Annotated in this window: 27 protein-coding genes; 13 read left to right on the plus strand and 14 right to left on the minus strand. The window is 67.7% G+C overall.

Features of this window, described 5'->3' with window-relative positions:
* Nucleotides 1–11: 11 nt before the first annotated feature.
* From BM297_RS03810 to flgL, 7 genes are all read left to right on the plus strand, one after another.
* Nucleotides 12–767, plus strand: a complete 756-nt coding sequence (locus BM297_RS03810) for a flagellar basal body rod protein FlgF (protein ID WP_092428441.1) — start codon at nucleotides 12–14, stop codon at nucleotides 765–767.
* 29 nt (nucleotides 768–796) lie between these two features.
* A complete protein-coding gene (gene flgG / locus BM297_RS03815; RefSeq protein ID WP_092428443.1) occupies nucleotides 797–1,579 on the plus strand; it encodes a flagellar basal-body rod protein FlgG in 783 nt (260 codons plus the stop codon).
* Between the two features lie 14 nt (nucleotides 1,580–1,593).
* Nucleotides 1,594–2,274, plus strand: coding sequence for a flagellar basal body L-ring protein FlgH (locus BM297_RS03820; protein WP_092428445.1), 681 nt, complete (start codon nucleotides 1,594–1,596; stop codon nucleotides 2,272–2,274).
* A 22-nt stretch (nucleotides 2,275–2,296) separates the two neighbouring features.
* A complete protein-coding gene (locus BM297_RS03825; RefSeq protein ID WP_092428447.1) occupies nucleotides 2,297–3,427 on the plus strand; it encodes a flagellar basal body P-ring protein FlgI in 1,131 nt (376 codons plus the stop codon).
* A complete protein-coding gene (gene flgJ / locus BM297_RS03830; protein WP_092428449.1) occupies nucleotides 3,427–4,446 on the plus strand; it encodes a flagellar assembly peptidoglycan hydrolase FlgJ in 1,020 nt (339 codons plus the stop codon). The genes BM297_RS03825 and flgJ overlap by 1 nt, the downstream gene beginning before the upstream one ends.
* Before the next feature lie 105 nt (nucleotides 4,447–4,551).
* Nucleotides 4,552–6,180, plus strand: a complete 1,629-nt coding sequence (gene flgK / locus BM297_RS03835) for a flagellar hook-associated protein FlgK (protein WP_092428451.1) — start codon at nucleotides 4,552–4,554, stop codon at nucleotides 6,178–6,180.
* A gap of 19 nt (nucleotides 6,181–6,199) precedes the next feature.
* A complete protein-coding gene (gene flgL / locus BM297_RS03840) occupies nucleotides 6,200–7,120 on the plus strand; it encodes a flagellar hook-associated protein FlgL (RefSeq protein ID WP_092428453.1) in 921 nt (306 codons plus the stop codon).
* On the opposite strand, the gene fliR is transcribed toward flgL, so the two are convergent.
* The 13 genes from fliR to fliF all read right to left on the minus strand — a co-directional run bounded on the left by fliR (nucleotide 7,121) and on the right by fliF (nucleotide 18,134).
* On the minus strand, nucleotides 7,121–7,909 hold the full coding sequence (fliR, locus tag BM297_RS03845; protein ID WP_092428455.1) for a flagellar biosynthetic protein FliR: 789 nt from the start codon (nucleotides 7,907–7,909) through the stop codon (nucleotides 7,121–7,123).
* A 7-nt stretch (nucleotides 7,910–7,916) separates the two neighbouring features.
* Nucleotides 7,917–8,186, minus strand: a complete 270-nt coding sequence (gene fliQ / locus BM297_RS03850; RefSeq protein ID WP_092428457.1) for a flagellar biosynthesis protein FliQ — start codon at nucleotides 8,184–8,186, stop codon at nucleotides 7,917–7,919.
* A gap of 22 nt (nucleotides 8,187–8,208) precedes the next feature.
* Nucleotides 8,209–8,967 (minus strand): flagellar type III secretion system pore protein FliP, encoded by a 759-nt coding sequence (gene fliP, locus BM297_RS03855; protein ID WP_092428459.1) that lies wholly within the window; start codon nucleotides 8,965–8,967, stop codon nucleotides 8,209–8,211.
* The gene (gene fliO, locus BM297_RS03860) at nucleotides 8,964–9,377 is read right to left on the minus strand and encodes a flagellar biosynthetic protein FliO (RefSeq protein ID WP_092428461.1); all 414 of its coding nucleotides are present in this window, start codon (nucleotides 9,375–9,377) and stop codon (nucleotides 8,964–8,966) included. Before fliO ends, fliP begins: the two co-directional genes overlap by 4 nt.
* Nucleotides 9,374–9,850: a flagellar motor switch protein FliN gene (gene fliN / locus BM297_RS03865; protein ID WP_092428463.1), complete on the minus strand. Its 477-nt coding sequence runs from the start codon at nucleotides 9,848–9,850 to the stop codon at nucleotides 9,374–9,376. The genes fliO and fliN overlap by 4 nt, the downstream gene beginning before the upstream one ends.
* Nucleotides 9,843–10,895, minus strand: a complete 1,053-nt coding sequence (gene fliM / locus BM297_RS03870) for a flagellar motor switch protein FliM (RefSeq protein WP_092428465.1) — start codon at nucleotides 10,893–10,895, stop codon at nucleotides 9,843–9,845. Before fliM ends, fliN begins: the two co-directional genes overlap by 8 nt.
* 4 nt (nucleotides 10,896–10,899) lie before the next feature.
* A complete protein-coding gene (gene fliL / locus BM297_RS03875) occupies nucleotides 10,900–11,388 on the minus strand; it encodes a flagellar basal body-associated protein FliL (protein ID WP_092428467.1) in 489 nt (162 codons plus the stop codon).
* A gap of 121 nt (nucleotides 11,389–11,509) precedes the next feature.
* A complete protein-coding gene (locus tag BM297_RS03880; protein WP_092428469.1) occupies nucleotides 11,510–12,763 on the minus strand; it encodes a flagellar hook-length control protein FliK in 1,254 nt (417 codons plus the stop codon).
* Nucleotides 12,764–12,771: 8 nt separating this feature from the next.
* Nucleotides 12,772–13,242 carry a flagellar export protein FliJ gene (gene fliJ, locus BM297_RS03885; RefSeq protein ID WP_092428471.1) on the minus strand — a complete coding sequence of 157 codons (471 nt, stop codon included), beginning with the start codon at nucleotides 13,240–13,242 and terminating at the stop codon, nucleotides 12,772–12,774.
* 23 nt (nucleotides 13,243–13,265) lie between these two features.
* Entirely contained in the window at nucleotides 13,266–14,654 is a 1,389-nt protein-coding gene (gene fliI / locus BM297_RS03890) for a flagellar protein export ATPase FliI (RefSeq protein ID WP_092428473.1), read from the minus strand.
* A gap of 4 nt (nucleotides 14,655–14,658) precedes the next feature.
* A complete protein-coding gene (gene fliH / locus BM297_RS03895; protein ID WP_092428475.1) occupies nucleotides 14,659–15,402 on the minus strand; it encodes a flagellar assembly protein FliH in 744 nt (247 codons plus the stop codon).
* Entirely contained in the window at nucleotides 15,395–16,390 is a 996-nt protein-coding gene (gene fliG, locus BM297_RS03900) for a flagellar motor switch protein FliG (protein ID WP_092428477.1), read from the minus strand. The genes fliH and fliG overlap by 8 nt, the downstream gene beginning before the upstream one ends.
* On the minus strand, nucleotides 16,383–18,134 hold the full coding sequence (gene fliF / locus BM297_RS03905) for a flagellar basal-body MS-ring/collar protein FliF (RefSeq protein ID WP_092428479.1): 1,752 nt from the start codon (nucleotides 18,132–18,134) through the stop codon (nucleotides 16,383–16,385). The genes fliG and fliF overlap by 8 nt, the downstream gene beginning before the upstream one ends.
* Nucleotides 18,135–18,407: 273 nt before the next feature.
* Between fliF and fliE the strand changes: the two genes are divergently transcribed.
* From fliE to BM297_RS03935, 6 genes are all read left to right on the plus strand, one after another.
* Entirely contained in the window at nucleotides 18,408–18,737 is a 330-nt protein-coding gene (gene fliE / locus BM297_RS03910; protein ID WP_092428481.1) for a flagellar hook-basal body complex protein FliE, read from the plus strand.
* Between the two features lie 145 nt (nucleotides 18,738–18,882).
* Entirely contained in the window at nucleotides 18,883–20,289 is a 1,407-nt protein-coding gene (gene fliD, locus BM297_RS03915; RefSeq protein WP_092428483.1) for a flagellar filament capping protein FliD, read from the plus strand.
* A gap of 45 nt (nucleotides 20,290–20,334) precedes the next feature.
* Nucleotides 20,335–20,724 (plus strand): flagellar export chaperone FliS, encoded by a 390-nt coding sequence (gene fliS / locus BM297_RS03920; RefSeq protein WP_092428649.1) that lies wholly within the window; start codon nucleotides 20,335–20,337, stop codon nucleotides 20,722–20,724.
* Between the two features lie 2 nt (nucleotides 20,725–20,726).
* Complete coding sequence (locus BM297_RS03925) at nucleotides 20,727–21,080, plus strand: flagellar protein FliT (protein ID WP_092428651.1); 354 nt, start codon at nucleotides 20,727–20,729, stop codon at nucleotides 21,078–21,080.
* Nucleotides 21,077–22,228 carry a flagellar hook-length control protein FliK gene (gene fliK, locus BM297_RS03930; protein ID WP_092428485.1) on the plus strand — a complete coding sequence of 384 codons (1,152 nt, stop codon included), beginning with the start codon at nucleotides 21,077–21,079 and terminating at the stop codon, nucleotides 22,226–22,228. Before BM297_RS03925 ends, fliK begins: the two co-directional genes overlap by 4 nt.
* Complete coding sequence (locus BM297_RS03935; protein ID WP_092428487.1) at nucleotides 22,215–22,487, plus strand: EscU/YscU/HrcU family type III secretion system export apparatus switch protein; 273 nt, start codon at nucleotides 22,215–22,217, stop codon at nucleotides 22,485–22,487. Before fliK ends, BM297_RS03935 begins: the two co-directional genes overlap by 14 nt.
* Here BM297_RS03935 and BM297_RS21425 read toward each other — a convergent pair.
* Nucleotides 22,473–22,844, minus strand: coding sequence for a hypothetical protein (locus BM297_RS21425; protein WP_139231013.1), 372 nt, complete (start codon nucleotides 22,842–22,844; stop codon nucleotides 22,473–22,475). The two genes, BM297_RS03935 and BM297_RS21425, sit on opposite strands and share 15 nt — an antisense overlap.
* Nucleotides 22,845–22,849 lie beyond the last annotated feature (5 nt).

Raw genomic sequence — 22,849 nt, forward strand, 5'->3', positions numbered from 1 at the left:
GAGTCTGACCGATGGATCGCATCCTCTACACGGCCATGAGCGGCGCGCGCTCCAGCCTCGAGCAGCAGTCGGTGGTCAGCCACAACCTGGCCAACGCCTCGACGCCGGGCTTCCGTGCCCAGTTGGCGGTCATGCGTGCCGAGCCGGTCGGCGGCGACGGGCTGGCGACCCGCACCCTGGCGGTGGCCAGTGCGCCGACCGCCGACTTCAGCGCGGGACCGGTCAGCAGCACCGGGCGCGAGCTGGATGTGGCCATTCAGGACGGCGGCTGGCTGGCCGTGCAGGCTGCCGATGGCAGTGAGGCCTACACCCGCCGCGGCGACCTGCAGGTGGATGCCAACGGCATGCTCAGCGTGCTGGGGCGCCCGGTGATCGGCGACGGCGGGCCGCTGACCGTGCCGCTGGGCAGTTCCGTGAGCATCGGCAGCGACGGCACCCTGAGCGCGATCGGCGAGGGCGAGGCGCCGGACAGCATCGCCGAGGCGGGCCGTCTGAAACTGGTGTCGGCGGCGCCCGGCAGTCTGGTGCGTGGCGAGGACGGTCTGTTCCGCAGCCAGCCGGATGCCAATGGCGTCGGCGTGGCGCTGCCCGCCGACGAGAACCTGCGCCTGGCCTCCGCTGCGCTGGAAGGCAGCAACGTCAGCCCGACCGCGGCCATGGTGGCGATGATCGACAACGCCCGGCGTTACGACATGCAGATGAAGGTCATCGGCAGCGCCGACGAAAACGCCCAGCGCGCCAACAGCCTGCTGTCGCTGCAGGGCTGAGCCCTGGCGAACCTATTCGGAGAAACGAGATGATCAGATCGCTGTGGACGGCGAAAACCGGCCTGGAATCCCAGCAGGTGCAGATGGACGTGATTGCCAACAACCTGGCCAACGTCAGCACCAGCGGCTTCAAGCGCTCGCGCGCGGTGTTCGAGGACCTGCTGTACCAGAACCTGCGTCAGCCCGGTGCGCAGAGCACGACGCAGACCAGTCTGCCCTCGGGGCTGCAGATCGGCACCGGCGTGCGTCCGGTGGCCACCGAGCGCCTGCATAGCCAGGGCAACCTGCAGAACACCGAGAATTCGCGGGATCTGGCGATCAACGGCAACGGTTTCTTCCAGGTGCTGCTGACCGACGGCAGCACCGCCTATACCCGCGATGGCAGCTTCCAGATCGACCAGAATGGCCAGATGGTCACCGCCAGCGGCTACCCGCTGGAGCCGGCGATCACCATTCCGGAGAATGCCCTGTCGGTGACCATCGCCCAGGACGGTGTGGTTTCAGTGACCGAGCCGGGTAGCACGCAGAGTCGCGAGGTCGGCCAGATCACCCTGGCTACCTTCATCAACCCCACCGGCCTGCAGAGCACCGGCGAGAATCTCTATCTGGAAACCGACAGCTCGGGGCCGCGCAACGAAAGCACGCCGGGCCTCAACGGCGTGGGTGTGCTCTATCAGGGCTACGTGGAAACCTCCAACGTCAACGTGGTGGAGGAGATGGTCAGCATGATCCAGACCCAGCGCGCCTATGAAATCAACAGCAAGGCCGTGCAGACCTCCGACGAGATGCTCGCTCGGCTGACCCAGCTGTAATGAGGGGGGCGAGCATGCGGTCATTCCTCGCTCGTCGGGCGCTGCTGGTCGCGCTGCTGCCAGCCCTGCTGCTGAGTGGTTGTGCGCAGCTGCCGCGCGCCTCGGTCGTCGGCGAGCAGGAGCAGGTGCGCATTCCCGAGCGACCGCTGGGGCAGGGCAATGGCTCGATTTACCAGGCGCGGCACGGCTTCCAGCCGTTGTTCGAGGATCGCCGTCCGCGCATGGTCGGCGATATTCTGACCATCGTCCTCAACGAGCAGGTCAGCGCCAGCAAGAACGCGGCGTCCAACGCGACCCGCAGCGGCTCTGCCAGTCTTACGCCGATCACTGTGCCGGACAAGCTCCGCAAGTTGTCCGAGTGGGAAGCCGAGCTGGAGGGCGACAACGCCTTCAGTGGCAGCGGTGGCTCGCGGGCCAACAACGCCTTCAGCGGCACCATCACCGTGTCGGTGCTGGAGGTGATGGCCAACGGCAACCTGCGGGTGCGTGGCGAGAAACAGATCGCCATCAACCAGGGCACCGAATTCATCCGCTTCTCCGGGGTGGTCAACCCGCGCACCATCACCGGGCAGAACACCGTGCCGTCGACCCAGGTGGCCGATGCGCGCATCGAATACGTCGGCGATGGCTACATCAACGAAGCCCAGCACATGGGCTGGTTGCAGCGCATCTTCCTCAATATCTCGCCATTCTGATGGGCGAGCGCCGGAAATCGTCATGAAACTGTCCATCCTGGATCTTCTTCGCCCCTCCCTGGTGCTGCTCGGCCTGCTGCTTGGCCTTAGCGGCGCCGGTGCCGTACAGGCCGAGCGCCTGCGCGATCTGGCCGAATTTGCCGGCGTGCGCAGCAATGCCCTGGTCGGCTACGGCCTGGTGGTGGGGCTGGATGGCTCCGGCGACCAGACCATGCAGGCGCCGTTCACCGGCCAGAGCCTGACCAACATGCTGTCGCAGCTGGGCATCACCGTACCGCCAGGCACCAACATGCAGCTGCGCAACATCGCCGCGGTGATGGTCACCGCGCAGCTGCCGGCGTTCGTCCGTCCGGGGCAGGGGCTGGATGTGGTGGTGTCCTCGGTGGGTAACGCCCGCAGCCTGCGGGGCGGCACCCTGCTGATGACCCCGCTCAAGGGCGCCGATGGCGAAACCTATGCACTGGCCCAGGGCAACCTGCTGGTCGGCGGCGCCGGGGCCGAGGCCGGCGGCAGCAGCGTACAGATCAACCAGCAGGCCGGCGGACGGATCAGCCGCGGTGCCACCGTCGAGCGCGAGGTGCCGTTGCAGCTCGGCAATGAGCGCGGCCTGCTCGAGTTGCAGCTCAAGCAGCCGGACTTCGGCATGGCGCAGCGCATGGTCACGGCGATCAACTACGCCTTCGGCCGTACCGTGGCCAGCGCCCAGGATGGCGGGCTGATCCTGCTGGACGCGCCGCGCGACCCCAATGGCCGGGTCAACTTCATGGCGCGCCTGGAGAGTCTGGATATCGGCTCTGGCGAGGTGTCGCCCAAGGTGATCATCAACTCGCGCAGCGGCGCCGTGGTGCTCAATGGCACGGTGACCCTGCAGAGCGCCGCGGTAGCGCATGGCAACCTGTCGGTAGTCATCGACAATCAGCCCAAGGTCAGCCAGCCGGCGCCGTTCAGCGAAGGCCAGACCGTGGTGGTTCCCGATGCGCAGATCACCGTCGAGCAGCAGGGTACCGGTCTGCGCATGGTGGCGCCGAGTACCAACCTGCTCGACGTGGTCAAGGCGCTGAACGCGCTGGGCGCCACGCCGCAGGACCTGATGTCGATTCTCGAAGCGCTCAAGGCGTCCGGCGCATTGCGTGCCGAACTGGAGATCATCTGATGAGTGTTGGCGATCTGGGCAGTCAGTTTGCCCTCGATATGCAGGGCGTCCAGCGTCTCAAGCAGACCGCTCGCCAGGATCCGGACAAAGGCCTGCGCGAAGCCAGCAAGCAGTTCGAGGCACTGTTCCTGCAGATGATGCTGAAGAGCATGCGCGAGGCCAGCCCGCAGTCGGGCCTGCTCGACAGCGAGCAGAGCCGCTTCTACACCGAGATGCTCGATCAGCAGCGCGCGCAGCAGCTGGCCGGCAACGGGCTGGGGCTTGCCGAGCAACTGGTCCAGCAGCTCAGGAGCCAGCCGGGGATGGCTGACGAGTCGGCCACTGGCGCGGTGCGCGATGGCCTGATCGCCGGTATCCCACGCGGTACGCCGCGCCCGCTGTACGGGGCATTGCAGCTGGATCCGGCGGCAGCCAGCGCTCCGCCGGCCCAGCCGGTCGTCAGCCGCTTCGAGCCGATCAGCCGCCCGGCTACGCTGCCACGCGCCGAGAGCGTCGCCGTGGATGGTGTCGGTCGCGACACCGGCAGCGGGCGCGCGAGCCATGTCGAGTCCTTCGTCGACCGCCTGCAGGCACCGGCTCGCGCCGCCAGCCGCGCCAGCGGCGTACCGGCCGAGCTGATCCTCGCCCAGGCCGCACTGGAAACAGGTTGGGGGCGCCACGAGATCGCCACCGCCAATGGCGGCAACAGCCACAACCTGTTCGGCATCAAGGCCGGGGCCAATTGGCAGGGGCCGACCACCGAGGTGCGTACCACCGAGTACATCGACGGCCAGGCGCAGAGTCGGGTCGAGCGCTTCCGCGTCTACGAGTCCTTCGAGGCGGCCTTCACCGACTACGCCCAGCTGATCGGCAACAACCCGCGCTATGCCGGCGTGGTCAGCGCGCCGGATGCCCAGCAGGCGGCGCGCGCCCTGCAGCGTGGCGGCTACGCCACCGATCCGGCGTATGCCGACAAGCTGATCGCGGTGATGGCGACCCTCGCTCCCTTCGATCCGGCGCGCCAGGTGGCGCAGCTCTGACCCGCCGCTGCGGAGCCTGCAATGTGCGGCCCGTCACCCCTGCGGCTCTCAAGATCGTGGCGACACTGCCGATAAACTGAGCAAGGTTGAACAGGAACGGCTTCAATGAGCATCTTTTCCATCGGCGTCAGTGGTCTCAACAGCGCGCAGACCGTGCTGGCGACCACCAGCACCAACATCAGCAATGTCTACACCCCGGGCTACAACCGCCAGCTGCCTCAGCTGAGCGAGAGCATTGCCGGGGGCGGCGTGCAGGTGGCCAATATCGAGCGCCAGTTCAACCAGTTCGTCAGCAACCAGTTGAACCGCAGCAACAGCGTCGCCGGCGGGTTGAGCAGCTATCACACGCAGGTCAGCCAGATCGACAACCTGATGGCCGACCGCGAGGCCGGTCTGGCGCCGCTGATGCGCAACTTCTTCTCCGCGCTGGAGGATGTGGTGGCGTCGCCCGCCGACCCGGCGGCCCGGCAGGGTGTGCTGGGGGCGGCAGAAACCCTGAGCGGCCAGTTTCGCGCCTTCGACGGCTACCTCAGCGACATGCAGCGCAGCCTGGGTGGCCAGATCAAGGATCAGGTCACCCAGATCAACAACAGCACCGAGCAGATCGCCAAGCTCAACCGCGAGATCAGCCTGGCCAAGGCCAAGACCGGAGAGGCGCCCAACGGCCTGCTCAACCAGCGCGACCAGTTGGTCGCCGAGCTGAGCCAGCGCGTCGATGCGCGCCTGACCATTCAGGACGGCGACACCTACAACCTGAGCCTGAGCAACGGGTTGAGCCTGGTCAGCGGCAGCAACAGCTTCAAGCTCGAGGCGATGCGCTCCTCCGAGGAAGCCAGCCGCATCGTGGTCGGCTACCGCGATGGCTCCGGCAACCTGCTCGAATTTGCCGACACCACCTTTCGCGAAGGTGAACTGGGCGGCCTGATGACTTTCCGCCGCGAGACCCTCGACCGCACGCAGAACCAGCTGGGGCAGCTGGCGGTATCGCTGGCGGTGGCGTTCAACCAGCAGCATGCCGAGGGCGTGGATCTCTATGGCGAGACGGGCGGCGACTTCTTCGCCATCGGCCAGCCGGTCAGCTTCAGCAACGGACAGAACCGCGGCGATGCTTCGCTGAGCGCCAGCTACGACCCGGCTGCGCTGGACAGCCTGACCGCCAGCGACTACGACGTGTCCTGGACTGCAGCCGCTGGTTACAGTGTGATACGCCGTGATATCGGCACGTCGGTGGATGCCAACTACGATGAGGGCAATGGCACCCTGAGCTTCGCAGGCATGAGCGTGCAGGTCAGCGGTACCCCGGCTGACGGCGACCGCTTCGTGGTGCAGCCCACTCGGCGTGCTGCCGGCCAGATGGCCAGCAGTCTCACGGATCCCGCGCGCATCGCCGCCGGTCAGCCGGTGGATGGCAGTGGCTCGGGCGACAACCGCAATGCCCTGAAGCTGCAGGCACTGCAGACCCGGAGCGTGGTCGGTGGCCAGGCCACCCTGAACCAGAGCTATGCGGCCATGGTCAGCGACGTGGGCAACCGCACCAACATTGCCGCGGCCAACCTCGCGGTGCAGCAGGGTCTCAATGAGCAGCTGCGTGGCATCCAGCAGGCCGAATCGGGAGTCAATCTCGACGAGGAAGCCGCCAACCTGATCCGCTACCAGCAGTTCTATCAGGCCAACGCCAAGGTCATCGAGATCGGCGCGGCGGTCCTCGACACCCTGCTCGGCATTCGTGCCTGATCGATAGGAGACAAGCGCGATGCGCATCAGCACCATCACCATGTACGAGCAGAGCCTCAACTCGCTGAATCGCCAGCAGGGCGAGTTCCTCAAGATCGGCCAGCAGATTTCCAGTGGCCGCCGGGTGGTCAACCCCTCCGACGATCCGCAGGCCGCCTCGCTGGCGGTCGGCGTCGACCAGGCCAAGGCGGTCGACCAGCAATACGCCAATGCCCGGGTCAGCGCGCGCAACAGCCTGTCCCAGCAGGAGAGCGTGCTCAACAGCAGTTCGGACTTCATCGTGCGCGCCCGCACCCTGCTGGTGCAGGCCGGCAACGGCACCCTCAGCGATGCCGATCGCGACGCCATCGGCCAGGAGCTCAACGGCATCTATCAGGGCCTGGTCGGCCAGGCCAACAGCATGGACGGCAACGGCCGCTACCTGTTCGGCGGCTATCGGGACGGCACCCCGCCGTTCGTGCAAGATGCCGACGGCCGGGTCAGCTATGTCGGCGACACGGGCGTCAAGGCCCAGCAGGTCGACTCGGCGCGGCTGATGCCCAGCGTCGACCACGGCCAGGCGATCTTCCGCAGCAGCGAGGATGCCGACCTGTTCGCCGCCCTGAAGGACGCCATCGACGTGCTCGCCACCCCGGTGGACGGCGAGGCCGGACGCGACAACCTGCGCAGCGTGCTGGCGTCCTCCAGCAAGGCGCTGGACAACAGCTTCGACAATGTCCTCTCGGTGCGTGCCTCGGTGGGTGCACGCCTCAACGAGCTGGACGTGCTCGACGTGGTCGGTGACAACCGCATGCTCAACTACGAGCAGATCCTCTCCGAGCGCCTCGATCTCGATTACAACAAGGCGATTTCCGACTACACGCTGCGCCAGGTCGGCCTGCAGGCGGCGCAGAAGGCCTTCGTCGACGTGCAGAAGCTGTCGCTATTCAACCTGATGTAATCAGCTGCCCAGCGCCAGGCTGTCGATGAACTGGCGCAGGAACTGCAGGCCGCCGCCGAACAGGCCCTCGAGGAAGCGGCCAAGGTCGTTCATCAGCACCATCATCAGCACCAGGCCGACGAGCAGGGTCAGCGGGAAGCCGACTGCGAACACCGTCAGCTGCGGCGAGGCGCGGTTGAGGATGCCCATCGCCAGGTTGATGGTCAGCAGCGCCGCCACCAGCGGCAGCGCCAGCAGCAGGCCCGAGGCGAGGATGCTGCCGGCGTAGCGCACCAGGCTGATGCCGGCCGCCGGGTCCAGCGCCTGGCCGATCGGCAGGCTGGTGAAGCTGGCGGCGAGGATCTCCAGCACCAGCAGGTGGCCGTCGAGGGCGAGGAAGATCAACAGGCTGATCATGTACAGCAGCCGCGACAGGATCATGGTGTTGGTGCCGGTGTCCGGGGCGAAGAAGGTGGCGAAGCCCAGACCCATCTGCAGGCCGATGATCTCGCCGGCAGCCTGCACCACGGCCAGGATCACCCGCATGGTCAGGCCGATGGCCACGCCGATCACCGTCTGCTCGAGGACGATGCCCAGGCTGGTCCACGACACCAGCGGCACCGCCGGCAGCGGCGGCAGGTTCGGTCCCAGCACCACCGCCAGCAGCACGGCCAGGCCGATCTTGGCCTGGGTCGGCACGCTGTCGTGCCCCCACAGCGGCGAGGCGGCAAGAAAGGCGCTGAGGCGCACGAACGGCCAGAAGAAGGTGGTCAGCCACAGCTGCAGCTGGGCGAAGTCGACCTCGACCATCGCCCGCTCAGCCGATCATCAGTGGGATATTGGTGAACAGCTCGCGGGTGAAGTCGACGATCAGCTTGATCATCCACGGTCCGGCCAGCACCAGCACGGTGAACACCGCGAGGATCTTCGGAATGAACGACAGGGTCATCTCGTTGATCTGCGTGGCGGCCTGGAACAGGCTGATCAAGAGACCCACCAGCAGTGCGGTGAGCAGCAGCGGGCCGGCCATGAACAGGGTGATGCGCATGCCCTGGTAGGCGAGGTCCATGACCGATTCGGGCGTCATTGCAGGCCTCCGTGGGGCTGGCTCAAGTGTAGAAGCTCTGCGCCAGCGAACCGATCAGCAGCTGCCAGCCGTCGACCAGCACGAACAGCATCAGCTTGAACGGCAGCGAGATGGTCGCCGGCGGCACCATCATCATGCCCAGCGCCATCAGCACGCTGGCCACCACCAGATCGATGATCAGGAACGGGATGAACAGGGTGAAGCCGATCTGGAAGGCGGTCTTCAGCTCGCTGGTGACGAAGGCCGGCAGCAGCACGCGCATCGGCACCTGCTCGGGCCCCTCAATGTCGCCGACCTGGGCCAGGCGGGCGAACAGCGCCAGGTCCGCTTCGCGGGTCTGGCCGAGCATGAACTCGCGGAACGGCTGGCTGCCGGTCGCGATGAACTGCTCGAAGTTGATCTCGTCGCGGGAGAACGGCTGCCAGGCCTGCTCGTGTACCTTGGTCAGCACCGGCGACATGACGAAGAAGGTGAGGAACAGCGCCAGGCCGATCAGCACCTGGTTGGGCGGCGTCGACGGCGTGCCGAGGGCGGTGCGCAGCAGGCCGAGGACGATGATGATGCGGGTGAAGCCGGTCATCATCAGCAGTATGGCCGGCAGGAAGGCCATCGAGCTGAGCAGCAGCAGGGTCTGCAGGCTCAGCGACCACTGCTGGCTGCCGTCGGCCAGCGGCTTGCTGACGATGCCGGGCAGGCCGGTCTCGGCCAGCGCCAGGCCCGGCAGCAGGAGCAGCGCCAGCACGGCGAGCAGCCGGGCACAGGGGCAGGGCAGGCGCTTCATGGCTGGCGCGACACTGTGCGGCGCAGGTTGTGCCTGAGCGCCTGGCTCAGGCGCTCGGCGAAGCTGCCGTCCAGCGCAGTGGCGGGTGGCGTGGCCTCGTCAGGCGGTGCCGGCAGTTCGTGCAGCTTGCTGACCTGGCCGGGGGCGACGCCGAGTACCAGCCAGGTGCCGGCCACCTCGACGATCACCACCCGCTCGCGCGGCCCGAGCATCGTGCTGCCGCGCACCTTGAGCGGCTGGCCGGCCAGGCGTTGACCAGCGGAGAGACGGCGCAGCAGCCAGCTGCACAGCAGGATCAGGGCGATCACCAGCAGCAGGGCCAGCCCGGTCTTGCCGAGGGCGGCCATGCCCAGCAGGGCCTCGCTCTCGGCACCGCTGACGGCCTGAGTGGCGGCGGGCAGGGTGCTCATCGGTTGAGCTTCTGCACGCGTTCGGAGGGGGTGATGATCTCGGTGATGCGGATGCCGTACTTGTCGTCGACCACCACCACCTCGCCCTGGGCGATCAGGTAGCCGTTGATCAGGATGTCCATCGGCTCGCCGGCCAGACCTTCCAGCTCGACCACCGAGCCCTGGGCCAGCTCGAGCAGCTGCTTGATGGTGATGCGCGTGCGGCCCAGCTCCACGGTGAGCTTCACCGGGATGTCCATGATCATCTCGAGATCGCGCATGCCGGTGCTGCCGGTGCCCTTGTCGAGCGGCTTGAACACGCTCTCGCCGGCGCTCTTCACCGGCGCGGCGGGCGGCGTGGCCGCTTCCTGCTCGGCAAAGGCAGCGGCCCAGGGGTCTTCCTCGGCGGGCGCAGCGCTGTCGGCCTGCTCGGCCATGGCGCTGGCCCAGTCGGCGTCGAGGTCGGATGGCTCGGGGGCGTTGGGATCAGTCATTCTTGGAGTCCTTGGCGTCGGGCAGGGCGCCCTTGGCGAACAGATCGGCGGAAGCCTTGGTGCCGGTCGGCGTATGGTCGATCAGCCGGGTGACCCGCAGGGCGCGCAGGCCGCTCTGGCTGCCGTACTCGCACTGCATCACCGGCACGCCGTCGATCCGCGCGGTGACGATATCGGGCAGCTCGATGGGCAGCACGTCACCGACCTTGAGCGCCATGATTCGCGCGATGCTGGTGGGGATGTCGACAAAATCGGCGATCAGCTCGACCTGCGAGTGGCGGATCTCGCCGGCCATGCGCTGGTTCCACAGGCGATCCTCGGCGGGATTGCTGTCGGTCAGCGGGCCATTGAGCAGCTCGCGCAGTGGCTCGATCATCGAGTAGGGAATGCAGATGTTGAAATCGCTGGCCAGGTTGCCGACTTCCAGGTGGAAGGTGGTGTTGACCACGATCTCGTTGGGCGAGCTGGTAATGTTGGCGAACTTGACCTGCATCTCCGAGCGCAGGAAGTCGATCTCCAGCGGATAGACCGCGCGCCACGAGTCGGTGTAGGCATCCAGGGCCAGACCGAGCAGGCGGCGGATGATGCGCTGCTCGGTGTTGGTGAACTCGCGGCCTTCGTTCTTGGTGACGAAGCGGCCGTCGCCGCCGAACAGGTTGTCGACCACCATGAACACCAGGCTCGGCGGGAACACCACCAGGGCGGTGCCGCGCAGCGGCTTCATTGCGATCAGGTTGAGGTTGGTCGGCACCGGCACGTTGCGGGCGAATTCGCTGTAGCTCTGGTAGCGCACGCTGTCCACGGTGATGTCGGCGCTGCGCCGGATCAGGTTGAACAGGCTGGTGCGGAAACGCCGGGCGAAGCGCTCGTTGATGATCTCCAGGGCCGGCAGGCGGCCGCGGATCACCCGGTGCTGGGTGGCCGGGTCGTAGGGGCGCACGCGCGGGCCGCCGGGCGCATCGCCGGGCTGGGCTTCGTCTTCGCCGTTGACGCCCTTGAGCAGGGCGTCGATCTCTTCCTGCGAGAGCAGGTCGCTCTGGGACATGGGGCTACTGCACGATGAAGTCGGAGAACAGCACGCCGTCGATCGCCAGCGGCGGCTGCGGCGTGGCCAGCGGCGTGTCGAACAGGGCGAGGATTTGTGCGCTCAGCGCCTCCTTGCCGGCCGGGGTGATCAGCTCGGCAGCCTTCTGGCTGGCCATCAGCATCAGCAGGCGACTGCGCACCTCGGGCATGTGCTCCTTGAGCAGCGCCTCGGTAGAGGAGTCGCCGACCTTCAGCGCCAGGCCGATGTACAGCAGGTTCTGCTGGCCGGGACTGCCCTGCAGATTGACGGTGAACGGCGCGATCGGTACGAACAGCGGCGTCGGCGACTTGACCGGCGCGGGCGGTGCCTCGCTGCCGGCGGCGAGGGCGGCCAGTTTGTCGCTGCCGACCAGGAAGTAGACGGCTGCCGCGCTGCCGGCCGAGCACAGCAGGAGCAGCAGGACGATCACCAGCCAGGGGGTGCGCTTGGCGGTGGGTTCGGAGTTGGCCATGGTCGGTGTCGTGCTCGAGGGTCGGAGAACAGGGTTGCCAGTATGGCGGCAGACTTCATGGCCCGATGGCCGGAAAAAGCCGGGCTATCGAGCCTATCTTCACGCTTTGCCGCGGGCCGGATCAGGCGTAGAGGTCGACCTGGCCCAGTGGCAGGCTGCGCGGCGGCGCGATGGCCGCGGCCAGTTCGGCGGCTTCGTCACCGTTCGCAGCGGCGGTCGTGGGCAGGCCGCCCGCGCCGTTGCCGGCCTGGCCGTCACGCTGCGGCTGCGACTGGCCACCCACCGAGGTCTCGCCGAGGCTGATGCCCTGGGCGGCCAGCGCCTCGCGCAACTGCGGCAGGGCCTGCTCGACGGCGGCGCGCACCTGCGGGTGGCTGGAGAGGAACTGTGCCTGGGCGCCCAGTTCGGTGAGCTTGAGACTGACCGACAGCGGACCCAGCTCGGCGGGGTGCAGGTGCAGCTCGATGTGCTGCTCGCCGCGCTGGTGCAGGCCGATCAGCTGCTGGCCGAGGCCGGCCTGCCAATCGCGGCTGGCCAGCGGAGCGCTAAGGCTGGCCACCGCCGGATTGCCGGCCTGAGCGTTGCTGCTGGCGGCCAGGCCACTGCCCATGTCCAGCCGCATGCTGGCGAGGGTTTCGCTGCGCGCGAGACCCTCGCCGCTCTGCGGCGTCGGCATTTCGCTGCTGGCGCTGGTGCGCGCAGGGTCGCCGCTGCCCGCCTCTGCGAGCGCAATGGCGGGAGCGCTGGCATTGTTGGCGGCATTGGTGGCGCCGTGCTGCGCGGTTGCGTGGTCGGTCGGCGTCTGGCTGTTGCCGGCCAGGCGTCCGGCCACGTCGAGGCTGTGTTCCAGGCCTGGGCCTGCCGTCGCCGTCGGGCTGGCCGCCCCTGGAGTCGTCGGCTTGGTCGGGCTCGCCGGATTGGTCGGCACGAGCATGGGCGCGACGCCGCCTGCTACGGCCGCCGTGTCCGGCAGCTGGCCTGCCTGCTCGATCAGCGCCATGCGGCGGCGAATCTCCTCCAAGGGCGACTCGCTGACGCCAGTCGGCAACTCCGCGGCGGCGCCGCTCGGCAAGGGCGCGGGGGTGGCGTTTGCAGTCAGCAGCTCGGCGCCGAGCTGGACAGCGGAGGCGGCGGCGAGTGGCGCTGTTGTTGCCAATGCTGGCAGCATCCCTTCGACCGAAGCAGGCGATGCTGCGCCAGGGCTGTCTGGCGTGGTCGGTGTGGTGGCGGTGGGCTGCGGGTTCGCTGCAGCCGCGCCGGGTTGGCCGGTCGCCTGCTCCAGGAGCCGGGCGAAACTGCCCGCGTCGCTGCCGGCAGGCTGGCTGCTGCTCGGCAGGCTGCTGCTCGGCGCGCCGGTGAGAATAGTGATGTTCATGGGGCTGCTCACAGGCTGTTGCCGGAAGAGGCGGTGAAGGCGTTGCCGCGCAGGCGCAGCTGGGCGCTCAGCTCGTCGGTGAGGCGCTGAGCGCTGCGGCTGTCGCGCAGCTGCTCGGCCTGCATGCGGCGGTTGACCAGGGTGTCGTAGGAGTTGAGCTTGCGCTGCTGCTCCAGCCAGTGCTGCTGGTGCTGGCCGACCTGGCGGGCCTGCTCGCCGAGGCTCTGGCGGGCGCGGTCGATGGCGTCATCCAGGCTGCGCAGGAAGGCCTGGTAGTTGAGCAGGCTGGCCGGTTCCATGCCCTCCTGCATCGCCTGCTGCAGGCGCAGGCTGTACTCCTGGCGGTAGTGCTGCAGGGTGTCCAGCTGGGCCTGGGCCTGCTGCTGGTTGCGCCGCGCGCCGGCCAACTGGCGCCCGGCGTTGTCGACCGCCTCGCGGGTCAACTCGATCAGGGTGTCGAGGGCGGATGTGCGTGACATGGCCAATCACCTATGCATGTGCGTCACGCCCCGGGCACCAGGGCGGACAGTTGCTGCAGGGTTTCCTCGATGCCGGCGCGTTCGTCGATGCGCTGCTGGAGGAAGCGTTCCAGGCGCGGATACAGCGCCACGGCATGGTCGAGCTGTTGGTCGTGGCCGGCGACGTAGGCGCCGACGCTGATCAGGTCGCGGTTGCGCTGGTAGCGCGACAGCGCCTGCTTGAACTGCTGGGCGCGGCGGCGCTGGCGGTCGTCGACGATGGCGGTCATCGCCCGGCTGATCGACGCCTCGATGTCGATGGCCGGGTAGTGGCCGCTCTCGGCCAGCTGGCGCGACAGCACCACGTGGCCGTCGAGGATCGCCCGCGCCGAGTCGGCGATCGGGTCCTGCTGGTCGTCGCCCTCGCTGAGGACGGTATAGAAGGCGGTGATCGAACCGCCGCCGCGCGGGCCGTTGCCGGTCTTCTCCACCAGCTTGGGCAGCTTGGCGAATACCGAGGGCGGGTAGCCCTTGGTCGCCGGCGGCTCGCCGATGGCCAGGGCGATCTCGCGCTGGGCCATGGCGTAGCGGGTCAGCGAATCCATGATCAGCAGCACGTCGCGGCCCTGGTCGCGGAAGTCCTCGGCCAGACGGGTGGCGTAGGCCGCGCCCTGCAGGCGCTTGAGCGGCGAGGTGTCGGCCGGCGCGGCGACCACCACGGCGCGCCGGCGGCCTTCCGCGCCGAGAATGTTGTCGATGAAGTCCTGCACCTCGCGGCCGCGCTCGCCGATCAGGCCGACCACGATCACGTCGGCGCGGGTGAAGCGCGCCATCATGCCGAGCAGCACCGACTTGCCGACGCCGGAACCGGCGAACAGGCCCATGCGCTGGCCGCGGCCGACGCTGAGCAGGCCGTTGATGGCGCGGATGCCGACGTCGATCTGCGCCTCGATCGGCGCGCGGTTGAGCGGGTTGATCGGCTCGGTGGCCAGCGGCGCAAAGTGGCAGCCTTCCGGCAGCGGCAAACCGTCCAGCGGCTGGCCGCCGCCGTCGAGCACCCGGCCGAGCAGCGCAGCGCCGAGCGGGAAGCGCCGCGCGCTGGCGCGCTCGTCGCTGCTCTCGCCGAGCGGAAAGACCCGGGCGCCGGGGCGCAGTCCGCTGATCTCCTCCAGCGGCATGAGGAACAGCTTTTCGCCGGCAAAGCCGACCACCTCGGCTTCGGCCAGGCTGGCCGGCTGGTGCGCCGCGCCGCGCGGCGACAGCTCGATGCGGCACACGCCACCCAGCGGCACGTGCAGGCCGGTGGCCTCCAGTACCATGCCGGTGGCGCGTACGATCCGCCCGCTGGCGCTGTAGCGTGGTAGCGCGGCGATGCGTGCGGCGACGCTGCCGAGGGTCTGCTGCCAGTGCTGCTGGTGAGGATTTGGCTGCATGGCCTCAGGCTCCCATGTCCGCCACTGCCAGCTGGCCGTCGGCCTGCTGGCGGTGGCGGACCTGGGCGGCCAGCGCTTCCCAGCGCCGCTCGCGGGTCGCATCCAGCTCGCCGCTGCTGGCGGCAACCCGGCAGCCGCCGCGGGTCATCTCGCCGTCCGGCTGCAGGCGCCAGCCGGCCGCTTCCAACTCGTCGCCGAGATGGGCCTTGACCAGCAGCAGGTCGGCCGGGTGCAGCCACAGGCGCGGCTGGCCGCTGAGCGCCGGCTCGCTGTGCAGCAGCTCGCGGACGATCTCGAGGATCTGTTCGGGGTGCAGCTCGAGGGCCTCGCCGGCCAGCTGACGGCCCGTGACCAGGGCCAGGTCGACCAGCTGGGCGGCGATCTGCTCGTCGAGCTGGGCGAGGGCGGCGCGAAACTGCGCGGCGAGGCCCTGCAGCGGCTGCAGGGTCTGTTGCAGTTGCTGCTGCAGTTCCGCCTCGCCGCTGCGCCGGCCCTCCTCGAGGCCGGCGGCGTAACCGGCGTTGCGCCCTTCGGCGAAGCCTGCCTGGTAGCCCTGCTCGCGAGCCTGCTGCTGGGCCTGCTCGCGCAGCGCCTGCAGTTCGGCGTTGCGCTTGAACGCCGCCTGGCGCAGGGCTTCCTGGCGCTGCGCCTCGCGCTGCTGGCGCGCTGGCTCCTGCTGGCTGCCCAGCTCGTCCATCTGCCAGGGCTGCCACTGCCCGCCGACGTGCGGCGGCCGGCGCTCAGACATAGGAGTCGTCCCCGCCGCCGAGGACGATCTCGCCGCTGTCGGCCAGGCGGCGGACGATCAGCAAGATGGCCTTCTGCTCGGTCTCGACCTGCGACACGCGGATCGGCCCGCGCGCCTCGAGGTCCTCGCGGAACAGCTGCGCGGCGCGCTGCGACATGTTGCGCAGGAACTTGTCGAGCAGCGCCGGCTCGGCGCCCTTGAGGGCGACCACCAGCGAGTTGGTGTCGACTTCCTTGAGGATCATCTGGATGCCGCGGTCGTCGATGTCGAGCAGGTTCTCGAACAGGAACATCTCGTCGAGGATCTTCTGCGCCAGCTCCTCGTTGTGCGCGCGCAGGGTCTCGATGGCCGACTCTTCCTGATTGGTGTTGAGCAGGTTGAGGATCTCCGCGGCGGTACGCACGCCGCCCATCTTGCTGCGCTTGAGGTTCTGGCCGTCGAGCATGCCGCCGAGCACCTCGGTGAGTTCCTGCAGAGCTGCCGGCTGCACGCCGCTGAAGGTGGCGATGCGCAGGACGATGTCGTTGCGCTGGCGGTCCTCGAACAGTTGCAGGATGTCGGCAGCCTGGCCGCGCTCCAGATGGACGAGGATGGTGGCGATGATCTGCGGATGCTCGTCGCGGATCAGCTCGGCGACCATCGCCGGCTCCATCAGGTTGAGCTTGTCGATGCCCGAACTGGTGCCGCTGGCGTCGAGGATGTCCTCGATCAGGGTCTCGGCGCGCTCGCTTCCCAGCGCCTTGGTCAGCACCGAGCGGATATGGTCGCTGGACAGCAGATTGATGGCGGCGTACTGCTCGGTCTCGTCGAAGAAGTCGTCGAGCACCTGGCGCATTTCCTCGTGGGAAACCTGCTGCAGGCGGGCCATCTCCAGGCTGACGGTCTCGACATCCTGGGTGGACAGGTACTTGAACACTTCGGCCGCACTGTCCTCATCCAGGCTGAGCAGGAGGATTGCACTGCGCCGGGCGCCGCTCATCTCAATCATTTTTCTTCATCCAGCCGCTGACGATCATGGCAATCAGGCGTGGGTCTTCCTGGGCCATTTCGCGCAGGTGCGCCAGGTTGTGTTCATAGACGGCCGAGCGACGGCGCAGGCGGCGTTGCAGCTCGCCACTGGCGGCGATGCTGGCCTCTTCGGTCGCGTTGGCTGCGGCTTCGCCGGCGGTTGCGGCAACGTCGGCAGACTCGACGGCTTCGCTGGCGGCAGCAGCGACGACCGGTGGCGAGTGGCGACGCAGCAGCGGACGCAACAGCAGCAGCCAGAGCAGCAGGGCGGCCAGGGCCACCAGCAGGTAGCGGGCGATGGAGGTGGCCATCACGAAGAATTCCGGCGTCTGCCACCAGACGTTTTCCACCACGACGTCCTGGGCCTCGGTGAACGGGCTGTTGACCACCTCCAGCGCATCGCCACGCTCGGCGGAGAAGCCCATGGCCTGGCGTACCAAGCGGTTGATCTGCGCCAGCTCCTCTTCAGTGAGGGCCTCGCGGGTCGGCTTGCCGTCGGCGTCGACGCCGTTGCGGAAGTTGACCACCACGGCGGCGGTCAGGCGCTTGATGTTGCCGCGGCGCTGCTGGACATGCTCGACGCTGCGGTCCACCTCGTAGTTGACCACGTTGTCGCGGCGCAGCGAGTTGCGCGGATCCTGCGCCGTGGCTTGCTGGGTTTCAGGCGTCTGGGCGGCAGCCGGCTGCGCCTGGCCTGGCGGGGTGGTGGCCGGCGGTGCTGGTGGGGCAGGCGGCGAGGGCGGGGTGTTGGACAGCGCGCCGGGCACGCCGCGAGCCAGCTCGTCGCCGCCGCTGTAGTTCTCGCTCAGCTGTTGGCTGCGGATTGCCGCGTCGCCGGCTGTCTGGTTGGGCGCGTAGCGCTCGGCGGTCTGCTCGCGGGTGGCGAAGTCGATTTCCGCCGCCACCTGGGCGCGCACGTTCTCGGCGCCGAGGATCGGCGTGAGGATGCGCTCGATGCGCCGCTGGTAGGCGTTTTCCACCTCGTCGACATAGCTCAGCTGGGTGCCGTCGAGATCGCGCCCGCTGCTGCCGGGCATGGACAGCAGGCGGCCGCTCTGGTCGACCACGGTGACCGCCTCGGCAGCCAGTTCCGGCACGCTGGAGCCGACCATGTGCACGATGGCATCGACCTGGCCTTCGCCGAGACTGCGGCCAGGGTGCAGGGTCAGGACCACCGAGGCGCTGGCGGGCTGGCGGTCGCGGACGAAGATCGACTGCTTGGCCATGGCCAGGTGCACGCGCGCCTTGGCCACCGGGCCGAGCGATTCGATCGAGCGCGCCAGCTCGCCTTCCAGGCCGCGCTGGAAGTTGAGGTGTTCGGCGAACTGGCTGACCCCGAAGGCCTGCTTGTCCATCAGTTCGAAGCCGACATTGCCGGCCTGTGGCAGGCCCTGCTCAGCCAGTTGCAGGCGCAGACTGTGCATCTGCGCCGTCGGCACCAGCAGGGCGTTGCCACCTTCGCTGAGCCGATAGGGCACGCCGCGCTTGTCCAGCTCGGCGATGATGCGCCCGCCGTCGGCCTCGCTGAAGTTGGAATACAGCACCCGGTAGTCGGGGGCCTGCGCCCACAGCAGCAGGGCGGCGATCACGGCGATCGTCGCCGCGCCGGCGATTAGCAGCAGCACCAGCGGGTTGCTGCGCAGCTGCGCCAGCAGGCGCTCTGGCGCGCTGCCGCCTGGGTTGTCGGTCGTGCCATTGGCAGTGCCCGGCATGGCCTTGCTCATGCGCTGCTCCGCTGGCCGGTCAGGGTCGGTACAAAGGGCATTGCGGTATCCGCTTGCAGAATCGGTCGCTAGGGATCGCCGGAGCCGGCCAGGGGTGCGTTAAGGCGCTGTGGCGGGACTGGGCGGATCTATGATGGGTGCATTATGCGGACGGCGTGCAACGCTAAAGTCCTGAAAAGCCGGCGCTTTTGCCGTCAATTGGGCGCTTGCCCGGCAAGCGCGGATTGCTAGGCTTGCCAGCATCTCCATTCAGTGCCCAACCGGAAGTCGTTGATGAGTGTTCCTGCCGTCCAGTCCGCCCTGCAACAGCTGCACACCCTGGCCACCCAGGCCGCCGGCCAGCCTGGCAATGCGCTACAGACTTCGCTGGTTGCCGGGCAGGGTGGTTTCGCTGCCGAGCTGCGCGCTTCGGTCCAGCGCATCAACGAGCTGCAGCAGACCGCCAGCAACAAGGCCATCGCCCTGCAGTCCGGCGCGCCGGGCGTGGAACTGGCCGATGTGATGGTCGACATGCAGAAGGCAAGCGTCGCCTTCCAGATGGGCGTGCAGGTGCGCAACCGCCTGCTGACCGCCTACAAGGATGTGATGAACATGCAGGTGTGATGGATCGGCACCCTAAAGTCGGCGCGCCGTTGGTCGATATCCTGGATATCAGCGCCGGGTAGTCCGACTCTCCGGCATCGCTTGAACATGGCGCATCCGCGGCTGCCAACTGCCGCGGGGCGCCCGAGCTGCAAGAGGGAATCCCATGGCTGCTATTTCATCGCTGGGCGTCGGCTCCGGCCTCGACCTCAGCGGTCTGCTCGACCAGCTGGAAAAGGCCGAGCGCATGAAGCTGGATCCGATCACCACGCAGAAGAAGACCCAGCAGACCAAGCTGTCATCCTACGGGCGCCTGAAAAGTTCCCTGACCAGCCTGCAGGCGGCGGTGAAGACTCTCAACGACAGCAAGACCTTCCAGGGCGTCACCAGCAACATCAGCGGCAGCGGTGCAACCGCTGCGGCCAAGAGCGATGCGGTTGTCGGCCGCTACGCCATCGAGGTCGGCACCCTGGCCAAGGCGCAGAGCCTGGCGACCACCGGGGTGGCTGATCGCACCGTCGACCTGGGTGAGGGGCGGCTGACCATCAGCGTCGGCAGCGGCCCGGCGGCGAAGACCACGAACATCGACCTGGCGGCCAATGCCAGCTCGCTAGAAGATGTCCGCGACGCGATCAACAAGGCGAACGGCGGGGTCAGCGCAAGCATCGTCAACGATGGCGGCGCTACGCCGCATCGTCTGGTGCTGACTTCCACGGCTACCGGCAAGGCGTCCGAAATGACTGTCAGTTTCACGCCGGCCGTGGGTGCCGAGGGTGGTCAGCTGGCTGGCCTGCTGGGCTACGATGCCGCGCTCCCTGCCGAAGACAATTCGATGACCCAGACCGTGGCCGCCGCCAATGCCACCCTCAAGGTCAACGGCATCGACATCACCAGCCAGTCCAATGTGGTCGAGGGTGCGGTGCAGGGCGTGACCCTGTCGCTCAGCGAGCCGAACAGCAGCCAGGTGCTGACCGTAGAGCGCGACAATGCGGCGATCAAGTCAGCAGTCACCGGCTTCGTCACGGCCTACAACTCGCTCCAGAGCACCATCTCCAGCCTGACCTCCTACAACGCCGACACCCAGGTGGCCGGCGACCTGCTCGGCGACGCCACCCTGCGCAGCGCGCAAAGCCAGCTGCGCAACGTACTGACCGGCACGCTGGGTGAGGGCGCGCTGACCCGTCTGGCCGACATCGGCATCGAGTTGGAACTCAAGGGCACCCTCAAGCTCGACAGCACCAAGCTGGATAGTCTGGTCAGCGGCAACCTGTCGGCGCTGAGTGGCTTCTTCGGCGGCAGCAGCGCAGAGGGCGGCATGGCCGGCCAGCTGGGCACGGTGCTGAACAGCATCCTCAAGGATGGCGGCGCCCTGTCCAACGTCACCAAGGGGGTCGAAAGCCGGGTCAAGTCGCTCGGCGAACGCTACACGCGGGTGGAGGAAAGCATCTCCGCCACCGTCGAGCGCTACCGCAAGCAGTTCACCCAGCTGGACATGATGCTCTCGGAAATGAACGCGACGACCAGCTACCTCACCCAGCAGTTCGACGCATTGAACGCCCAGCTCAAGGGCTGATAACCACCCAATCGCAGAGAGGGGAAGATAATGGTCACCAGTAGCATGCGTGGGGCAGCAGCCTATGCTCGCGTCGGTGTGGAGAGCAGCGTCATGTCGGCCACCCCGCATCGGCTGATCGGCATGCTGTTCGATGGTGCGCAGGCCTCGATTCGTGCCGCGCGGCTGCACATGCACAATGGCGACGTGGCGGAGAAGGGCAAGGCCATTTCCCGCGCCATCGACATCGTCAATCAGGGGCTGCTGGCGGCGCTCGACCACGAGCGCGGCGGCGAGCTGGCGCAGCGTCTCGAACAGATCTATGACTATGTGGTGCGCCTGCTGCTGCAGGCCAACCTGCACAACGACGAGCAGCGTCTCGACGAGGCGGCCCGCCTGCTCGAGGACATCGGCTCGGCCTGGCGCGAGATCGGCCAGCAAGTGGACGGGTATTGATGATGGCCTGCCAAGCGAGCGTCATCGAGTGTTACCAGCAGCTGCTCAGGCAGTCGCAGCGGATGCTCGAGTTTGCCCGTCAGGGTGACTGGACCAATCTCGTGCTGGAAAAGTCGCTGTACCTGGTCGAGCTGGAAAGCGTGACCCAGTGCGAGCGCCGGCTGGGGGTCGAGGGTGGCGACAAGCTGCGCCGTGCCTGCCTGCTCGAGCAGATCCTCGAGCTGGAGGCGGAGATTCGCGGCTGCCTGCTCGCCCGTCGTGATGAGCTGGGCCGGCTGATCGATGTATCGCGCCGCCAGATCGATCTGGGGCGGGCCTACCGTCCCGATGGGCCTTTCGATGGAGGCTTCATGTGAGTGGCATCACGCCTTTACTGGACACCTTGCTGCATCAGGTGCTGGGCAGGCGTGTGGATATTCCCCTGGCCAAGGACCTGAACCAGCCGGCCGGGCCTGTCGTGCCGGTGCAGGGCATGCAGCCGCTGCGCAGCGACTCGCGGCTGGATCCCCGCGGCTTACCGCAGGCGCAAGAAGCCGGGCGCGCCCAGCAGGCGTCGGCGGCGCAAGCCTCGCAGCCGCGCAGCGGGCTGGCGGGTACGCCAGCCATGGCGGCGCCGGTCGACGCCGCATCGAGCTCGACCATTACTTCGTTCAGTAGCGCCGCGCGGGCGATTGCCGATCTGCTGCAGCGCTTTCCGGCGCCGGCCTCGGCGATTGGGCCGGCGACGCCACTGCTGGCTGGAGCGCCGGGCGAGGCGCCGGCCGCGGCGCTGATCGCCGCGCGCCTGCAGCAGAGCATCCAGCACAGTGGCTTGTTCTACGAGTCCCATGTCGCGCGCTGGTTTCGTGGCGAGTTGCCGCTGGAGGCGCTGCGCCACGAACCGCAGATGCGCGTGCCGCTGCAGGCTGCACCGCGCGGCAGCGAACCGCCTGTTCCGGCTCCTTTGCCTGCCGGTTCGCCAACGTCTCCGGTTGGCCAGCAGAGCGCCAGTGCTCCGGCACTGCCGCCGGGTGAGGCGGCGAGGGCGGCTGTGCCCGCCGGCAATGGCGACGAGATGCCGGGTGCCGAGGCGCTCGAGGGGGGGCAGGAATCCGTGGCCAGCGTGCTGCGTCAGCAGCTGGAACTGCTGGCGGTCCCGCAGTTGCGCTGGGAAGGCAATGTCTGGGCTGGCGTGTTCATGGGGCTGGTCATCGAGGCGCCCGCGCTGGCGGAGCCCGAGCTGGACGAGGAGGGTGAGACTGCCGAACGCGAGGCGGCGACCGGCGGCGAGTGGAAGGTGCGTCTGGGGCTGCAGCTGGCGGGGCATGGCGCCTTGGAGGCGGCCATCAGCCTGCAGGGCGAGCGTCTGGCGCTGACCCTGCAGACCGACTCCGCCAGTCTGCGCGGCTATTTCGAGGGCAGCCATGGCGAGCTGGAGGCAAGCCTGCTGGCGTGTGGCTTCAGCAGTGTGCGCCTGCAATTGCTCGATGCTGTCGTGAAGGAGGCGGAAGATGGCCGAGGATAGGCGCAATCGCCGTCAGGCTCTGGCGCTGGCCTACGGCGAGGGCGATGGCGCGCCGCGACTGGTGGCCAAGGGCTATGGCGAGGTGGCCGAGCGGATCATCGCCGAGGCGCAGCGCCACGGTGTGCATATCCATGACTCGCCGGAGCTGGTCGGTTTGCTGATGCAGCTCGACCTCGATGCGCAGATACCGCCGCAGCTGTATCAGGTGGTGGCCGAGCTGCTGGCCTGGGCGGTGCGCCTGGAATCAGTCAAAGAGTGACGTCATTTTTTTGATATACATCAAGGCTTTGGTCAGTTGCGTAAATCCATATGTTTTGTACAGGTTTTTTGGCATGAGGTTTTGACGCCAAAGAGTCATTTTTTCATGGAAGATCAGCGGTTTTTTGCGAGAGAGTCTTGATTGCGCCTTTCTTGAAGCGTTTTTTGTGCTACCTAGTTCACAATATTGGATGGTAATCTTCTCTCGGCGGCGAAACTTTAGCGTCACGAGGTTGTCGCCATGCCCGCAAGAGACACACCAAGAATAAGCATCGCAATCAGCGCTGAAAGCGCTGTGACAGATGTGTACAACCAAGTCGCTAGGCGGCGTGCAGCCTAGATCTCGCTTGATCTGCAAGGAAC

Origin of the sequence: Geopseudomonas sagittaria (genome assembly GCF_900115715.1) — a bacterium.
In the GTDB taxonomy this organism is placed as follows: domain Bacteria; phylum Pseudomonadota; class Gammaproteobacteria; order Pseudomonadales; family Pseudomonadaceae; genus Geopseudomonas; species Geopseudomonas sagittaria.